General features: G+C 41.7%; 7 protein-coding genes and 2 pseudogenes. 6 read left to right on the top strand and 3 right to left on the bottom strand.

Annotated elements, in window-relative coordinates:
- Positions 1 to 21: 21 nt before the first annotated feature.
- Entirely contained in the window at positions 22 to 954 is a 933-nt protein-coding gene (locus NDI42_RS25155) for a COX15/CtaA family protein (RefSeq protein WP_190455341.1), read from the top strand.
- Positions 955 to 1,247: 293 nt separating this feature from the next.
- The gene (locus NDI42_RS25160; protein ID WP_190455355.1) at positions 1,248 to 2,216 is read left to right on the top strand and encodes a heme o synthase; all 969 of its coding nucleotides are present in this window, start codon (positions 1,248 to 1,250) and stop codon (positions 2,214 to 2,216) included.
- On the opposite strand, the gene NDI42_RS25165 is transcribed toward NDI42_RS25160, so the two are convergent.
- On the bottom strand, positions 2,193 to 2,384 hold the full coding sequence (locus NDI42_RS25165) for a hypothetical protein (RefSeq protein ID WP_348231696.1): 192 nt from the start codon (positions 2,382 to 2,384) through the stop codon (positions 2,193 to 2,195). The genes NDI42_RS25160 and NDI42_RS25165 overlap by 24 nt on opposite strands.
- Before the next feature lie 31 nt (positions 2,385 to 2,415).
- On the opposite strand from NDI42_RS25165, the gene NDI42_RS28975 reads away from it, so the two are divergent.
- Positions 2,416 to 2,532, top strand: a complete 117-nt coding sequence (locus NDI42_RS28975) for a DUF6888 family protein (RefSeq protein ID WP_399316804.1) — start codon at positions 2,416 to 2,418, stop codon at positions 2,530 to 2,532.
- Entirely contained in the window at positions 2,529 to 2,744 is a 216-nt protein-coding gene (locus NDI42_RS25170) for a DUF6887 family protein (RefSeq protein ID WP_190455347.1), read from the top strand. The genes NDI42_RS28975 and NDI42_RS25170 overlap by 4 nt, the downstream gene beginning before the upstream one ends.
- A gap of 72 nt (positions 2,745 to 2,816) precedes the next feature.
- Here NDI42_RS25170 and menD read toward each other — a convergent pair whose 3' ends face one another.
- Positions 2,817 to 4,562 (bottom strand): 2-succinyl-5-enolpyruvyl-6-hydroxy-3-cyclohexene-1-carboxylic-acid synthase, encoded by a 1,746-nt coding sequence (menD, locus tag NDI42_RS25175; RefSeq protein ID WP_190455350.1) that lies wholly within the window; start codon positions 4,560 to 4,562, stop codon positions 2,817 to 2,819.
- Between the two features lie 73 nt (positions 4,563 to 4,635).
- Between menD and NDI42_RS25180 the strand changes: the two genes are divergently transcribed.
- On the top strand, positions 4,636 to 4,935 hold the full coding sequence (locus NDI42_RS25180) for an antibiotic biosynthesis monooxygenase family protein (RefSeq protein ID WP_190455352.1): 300 nt from the start codon (positions 4,636 to 4,638) through the stop codon (positions 4,933 to 4,935).
- A 71-nt stretch (positions 4,936 to 5,006) separates the two neighbouring features.
- On the opposite strand, the pseudogene NDI42_RS25185 reads toward NDI42_RS25180, so the two are convergent.
- Positions 5,007 to 5,924, bottom strand: a pseudogene (locus NDI42_RS25185) (IS4 family transposase); the annotation flags it as partial.
- Between the two features lie 100 nt (positions 5,925 to 6,024).
- On the opposite strand from NDI42_RS25185, the pseudogene NDI42_RS25190 reads away from it, so the two are divergent.
- Positions 6,025 to 6,489, top strand: a pseudogene (locus NDI42_RS25190) (IS4 family transposase); the annotation flags it as partial.

Below are 6,489 nucleotides of genomic sequence, written 5' to 3' on the forward strand. Positions count from 1 at the left end.
AAAATTTGCTTTGGGAAAACTATGACAGAATCCGTCCTTCATCAGGATGTTCGCACTCCGGAGGATTCCCAACCCAGGGACAAGATCCGTCGCCTGGTGTTTAGGATGGCGATCGCTACCTTAATTTTGATGGCAATCGGTAGCGCAACGCGAGTTATGAATGCTGGGCTTGCCTGCCCGGACTGGCCTTTGTGTTACGGTCAGCTAGTGCCATCTTCACAGATGAATCTCCAGGTATTTCTGGAGTGGTTTCACAGATTGGATGCGGCTGTAATTGGGTTAGGCGCGATCGCGCTCACTGCGGTTTCGTGGTGGAATCGTCGCTCTTTACCAACTTGGGTGCCTATTGCATCCACTTTTGCGCTTTTTTTGGTGATTTTCCAGGGTGTCTTGGGCGGACTGACAGTAACCCAACTCCTCCGTTTCGATATTGTCACCGCTCACCTGGGAACAGCTTTGTTGTTTTTCACAACTCTGCTGGTAATTGGTGCCGCACTCCTACCTTATCAAGGCACTGGCACCGCTAGTAAACTGCCGTGGATTAGCTTAAGTGCTGCCATTTTTGTATATTTACAAAGTTTACTCGGTGGATTAGTCGGTTCTCAGTGGGCGCTACATCAGTGTTTTGGAGCGCAAGAACTCTGCACGGTGATGAATAGTCACATTGCCGGAGTTATACCGCCAACCGTTGCCACAATAGCCGTGGTGGTTTTCGCATGGCGCACGCCCGCACTGCATCCGCTACTGCGAAAGCTGGCTAACTTGGCGGGTGGTTTACTGGTGTTGCAAATTGCTCTCGGTGTGGCTACTTTCCGCTTACACCTGCAAGTAGAACCGCTGACAGTGGCTCACCAGGCAGTGGGAGCGGCTTTACTAGGTTCGATGGTTGTTTTTACCGTTTTGGCGTTGCGCGATCGCAATGCTTCTGTTGTTGTACCAGATCCGTCTCTATAACTCTTCATCAACCAGCACCCTGAACGGGTGCTGGCTACACAACTTTTAGAGACGCTTTGGAATTGCTTCTACCTTCTCCCGCTAGGTCACTCGATTTTGGATTTTAGATTGGCGATTTTGGATTGACTCCACAGTAGATACTGGGGATTTGGGATTTTAGATTTACGATTTTTGATTTGTTTCCTAGTTTCAACTAGGGCGGAGATCGGGTTTTGAACAATAAATCATCCAGACTCTAATCGAAAATCCAAAATCGGCTAGGTCAATTAGGAAAATAAATAATGCAAGAAATGATGGTTGGAGCCGATGTCTCCCGCAAACATCAAAATTTCCTACAAGTAATTCACAGCTACTACCAGCTAACAAAACCGCGAATTATCCCACTGCTGCTGATTACCACAGCGGCGGGTATGTGGATGGCATCAGATGGACGGGTAGATCCATTTTTGTTACTGGTGACACTGACAGGCGGAACCCTTGCTGCTGCATCTGCCCAGACTCTTAACTGCATTTACGACCGCGATATCGATTATGCAATGGAGCGCACCCGCCGCCGCCCGATTCCTTCCAGGCGAGTGCAGTCGAGCCATGCGCTGCTGTTTGCGATTGTGCTTGGCTGTCTATCTTTCACCCTCCTAGCAGTATGCGCTAACCTGCTGAGTGCGTTGTTGGCAATGTCCGGCATTGTCTTTTACATGGCCATCTACACTCATTTGCTGAAGCGCCACACCGCGCAAAATATTGTGATTGGCGGTGCAGCTGGAGCGATCCCCGCTTTAGTGGGTTGGGCAGCTGTTACTGGTTCTTTAAGCTGGGCAGCGTGGCTACTTTTTGCCATTGTATTTGTTTGGACACCTCCCCATTTCTGGGCGTTGGCGTTGATGATTCGCGATGACTACGCCAAAGTCGGCATCCCGATGCTGCCAGTTGTTGCGGGGGAAGTTGCTACCACCCGGCAAATCTGGATTTACACCTTAATTATGGTGCCGATGACACTGTTGTTAGTTTATCCTTTGGGCGCTTCTGGTGTAGTTTATGGCATTATTGCTGCTATCTTGGGAAGCGTTTTTATCAAGAAAGCTTGGGCATTATTGCAGGAACCTGAGAATAAACAATTGGCGCGATCGCTGTTTAAATTCTCCATCCTCTACATGATGTTGTTATGTACTGGGATAGTAATAGACAGCTTGCCGAAGACTCATCAACTAACAGCATTGGTAGCTAAAAATATACAGACGTTAATCAGCGCGATCGCATTTTAAAACGGCGATGTTTTTAATTGCGTCCAGACAAACAAAACCCGCGAAGGCGGGTTTTGTATTTATGAGCGATCGCTCTCTCCTCAGCAACTCTCTACCTGTAATGTGTAAACTAGGAAACGTAAAGTAACCAGGGGTGCGAATTATTCCTACATCAGCACAGCTATTCACTTGCTTCATCCTGAGTTATTGGGCAACAAAAATGTATCTGCCGATTTATATAATTAGGATAGATGAACCCACAGGAGGAGTATTCTTCCTAGCTGGAGAAGAGACAGAAATCCTGATTAATCGCAATGGACTATGGAAACTTTTATGATTAAACCAAATTTTGAGGCAATGAGCCGTAAAGAACTACTAGGCTACATACGAGAACATAGAGACGACGATGAAGCCTTCCGCATCTATATGGATAGGGTGACGGCTGAATCGACGACAGAGTGGTATCCGGCTCCCCAGTCAATAGATGACCTTAAGAATTTTCCTGAGTTGCTAGAAAAACATCGTCGAGAACGAAAAGAAAATCAGTAGTGCGATCGCGCTGTTCAGGGGGGAATGCGATTGCTTTCTCTTCCCTCTCCTCCTCAGCCGTTCGTTCATACTTCATTCCCTAGCAAACTTACTCAAATTCTCTTGTCGCCATTTTGCATCTAATTTACGATTTGTTCGCAACTCCAACACTCGGATTCCCTTACTTGGCAGCGGGTTTAATCGCTGCTTCAAATGCTCCCAAGAAGTAATTACTTCATGCTCCACATTGTATGTAGCACAAAGTCGAGCAAAATTAATATCTTGTGGCGTAGCAAAAAACTCTTCAAAAGGTGGTTCAAACTTAGAAATTGGCAGCATTTCAAAAATACCGCCGCCATTATTATTAATTAAAATAATTGTCAAATGCCCGATAAATTTATTTCTCAGTAAGAAACCATTCGTATCGTGCAACAAAGCTAGATCGCCCGTCAACATCACACTACTTTGATTTTGATGTGCAATTCCCAAAGCAGTTGATAAGGTGCCATCAATGCCATTTGCACCCCGGTTAAAAAATGGTTGAATTCCAGAATTGTTCGGTTTCCAGAAGAACTCCGCATCTCTTACAGGCATACTGTTAGAAATAAATATGGGCGTTTTTTGTGGTAGAAACTGCGAGAGTAACCAAGCAGTTTTTCCTTCAAAAAGCGTTTCCATGTTTGCCATTGTTTCGTCGATATTTTGTCTAACTTTGGCTTCAGCTTCACACCATAGATGAAGATATTCGGTTGGTAGAGACGCGATAAATTGCGTCTCTACAAGAGATTCTACAGATGTTCGTAAATGTGTTGTTTTGCCGTGTAGTGGATCTAAATTGTGGTCACTGGGGTCAATTATCCAGCGTTGTATTTTAGTATTGTCTAACCAGTTTCGCAGTTCTTTACTGGTGGGTAATTCTCCTATTTGAATTACCATCTTTGGTATTAGTTCTTTTGCTGATTGTTGATTTCGTAAGATTAGGTCATAGGTGGAAATTAAAGACGAATTGAGCTGGGCATAGTTTCTTAACGGGGATAGTGCTTCAGCTAATACAGGGAATTTTAAAGCTTGGGAAAGTTTTAAAACTGCATTACAATACTCTTTTGGAAATCTGGGCTGTGCAGTTCCAGCAATAATAATTCCTCGTTTACATTGCTGCCATTCTTGAATTGTAGTGCTGGGTATCTCCCCAGTCCCCCTTAATAAGGAGGGTAGCCCGCCCGATGCAATTCCAGCAAAGAAATCTTCTGGCTGAAACTGCAATTTGAGGCTTTCGGTGTCGAGTTGGGGAATTGGAGCGAGTGGGTCGCGGAAGGGGATGTTAAGATGAACGCATCCTGGGGTAGGAAATAGCGATCGCTCCCAAGCATAAATCATCGTTTGGCGCAGATAACCCAGCATCCCCATTTCCAGAGAAGGTAGCGCTAACTCTGCTTGCCAGTTAGGATAATTGCCATACAATTTCACCTGATCTATTGTCTGCCCAGAGTGACAATCTCGCAATTCTGGAGGACGATCTGCTGTTAAAACTACAAGCGGGATTCGGCTTTCCTTTGCTTCAATTACAGCGGGATAAAAGTTAGCGCCAGCGGTTCCAGAAGTGCAAACTAAAGCTACAGGAATCCCAGTTCTTTTAGCAATTCCCAAGGCAAAGAATGCGGCAGAACGTTCATCTAAAATTGGAATTGCTTCTACTTCATTTTGTTGGGTAAAAGCAACGGTTAACGGTGTGGAACGCGAACCAGGGCAAATAATAGCTGTAGCTAATCTTAGCCGTTTTAAGGTTTCGGTTAGGATTGAAGCCCAGACGGAATTGGTGTTATTAAAGTTAATTGACATTTCTAACTATCAAGACTGAAAATCTTAGCTTATAGTAATAGTATGTTAAATGGAAAGAATTATTAGGAATTTTATGGTTCTTGAAGCCGTTATGCTAAATGTGAAAGATGGATATGAAAGTGATTTTGAAATTGCTTTTAAAAAAGCATCAGTAATTATCTCGTCTATGAATGGATATTTATCCCATGAACTCCACAGATGTATTGAAGTTAAAGGAAAATATTTATTACTGGTTAATTGGAAGACCTTAGAGGATCATACAATCGGATTTAGAGCTTCTACTGAATATCAGGAGTGGAAAAGACTTCTTCACCATTTTTACGATCCATTTCCAATTGTTGAACATTTTGAAAAAGTTGAACTTAAGCATTAATACAGAACTACAGCGTTTCTCAGTTGGGTAGAATATATTGCGGTTCTAACCTGAGGGGGTGACGAAATAAGCTAAAATATAGACTCAATAAGCTTCATAGCCCTTAAACCCTGTTGATAATATTTACGTTTATTACGATTAATTCTCATTAACTCTGCCACTAATTCCATACAAGTATCTTTAAAATTGACCCAAGTCTGACCATATAAACCGACATAAAAACTACTATGTCTCCGTTCTGAGCGACCATATTCTTTAAGACGAGCCACATATTTTTGAATTCCTTTACGTTTAATTTCCTGACCTTGAATTGTAGCCGAAGTGTAAGCAATTGCCATCAATAACACTAGAGAAATAAAGCGTTCACCTTCTAGATTAGTGTCTTCTAGATTATAACCTCCTTTCTTAAAGTCCCTAAACATTTCTTCAATATCAAACCTTTGTTTATAGGCGAGGATAGCAGACTCTAAACACTGGAAATTAGTTAAGATAAACCATCCTTCCTTCGGTGCTACTCCAGCAATTTTACGTTTCCACTTAGCAGCAACATTAAAACTCATAAAGCCCTGCGTCTTTGTGACTTTAACTCCTTTGATAAAAAAAGAAGTTCCTGGAGCTAGTCCAAGACTATTTAACTCAACAAAAATATCTTTTTCAACTTCAACAAATTCATTCTTTTTTAATCGCAAGCAAAAATATACACCCAAGCTCTGAAGATACTTTGCTAGTTTTACAGAGCAAAACTCTCTATCCCCTAACACGCAGACTTTATAGTTTTGAAAAAGTGGCATTACCACAGATAATAAATTTTGTTGTTCAGATATGTTACTACTACCTAATTTGGGTAGTAAGGTAAAATATATTGGAAAGGCTCTTTTATCCCAAATAACGCTAACAACGAATAAATTCATTCGATTCCAATTAGTTCTATCAATCGCTATATAAATAATTTTTTCATTAATTAAGTAGGTTTCTAGCCATTCCCTGAGGGGGTGACACGCGCCCCGGAATCCAAGCTGTATACAGGTTTAACCCAATTATGGTAAGAAAAATAGGCCCGTTATTGTCAACAAGACCTATCTAACAAAAATGCTACCTTCATTGTATCAAAAACATCTGGGAAATCACCTAAAAGATTCTGAATTACTATTTTTCAATCTGATGATTAATGTCCTTCAGGATATTAAAGAAGTTAGCTTGGAAAAAATTGCTTCAGCTTTACCTTTACCAATACTATTTGAAAGCAGACGCAAGAAAGTTCAAAGATTTTTATCGCTCCCGATACTGCAAATCCAGAAAATTTGGTTCCCACTCATTAAAGATTGGGTAGCTCAAAATTTATCGACCAGTGAAACAATTTATTTGGTAATTGATAGAACCAAGTGGTCACAGAAAAATTTAATCATGATTAGTTTAGTTTATGACCAAAGAGCCATTCCGATATATTTTGAATTTTTACCAAAAATGGGAAATAGTGATTTTCCCGAACAGTCTAGAATATTTTCTCAAGTAATACCCTTGTTCAAGGACTTCAAAATTGTTGTATTAGGCGAT

Source organism: Funiculus sociatus GB2-C1 (assembly GCF_039962115.1).
Lineage (GTDB): Bacteria > Cyanobacteriota > Cyanobacteriia > Cyanobacteriales > FACHB-T130 > Funiculus > Funiculus sociatus.

Excerpts from the sequence above, each read along its gene's own strand:
- NDI42_RS25155 (WP_190455341.1), top strand. The coding sequence starts at position 22 with ATGACAGAATCCGTCCTTCATCAGGATGTTCGCACTCCGGAGGATTCC.
- NDI42_RS25160 (WP_190455355.1), top strand. The coding sequence starts at position 1,248 with ATGGTTGGAGCCGATGTCTCCCGCAAACATCAAAATTTCCTACAAGTA.
- NDI42_RS28975 (WP_399316804.1), top strand. The coding sequence starts at position 2,416 with ATGTATCTGCCGATTTATATAATTAGGATAGATGAACCCACAGGAGGA.
- NDI42_RS25170 (WP_190455347.1), top strand. The coding sequence starts at position 2,529 with ATGATTAAACCAAATTTTGAGGCAATGAGCCGTAAAGAACTACTAGGC.
- menD (WP_190455350.1), bottom strand. The coding sequence starts at position 4,562 with ATGTCAATTAACTTTAATAACACCAATTCCGTCTGGGCTTCAATCCTA.
- NDI42_RS25180 (WP_190455352.1), top strand. The coding sequence starts at position 4,636 with ATGGTTCTTGAAGCCGTTATGCTAAATGTGAAAGATGGATATGAAAGT.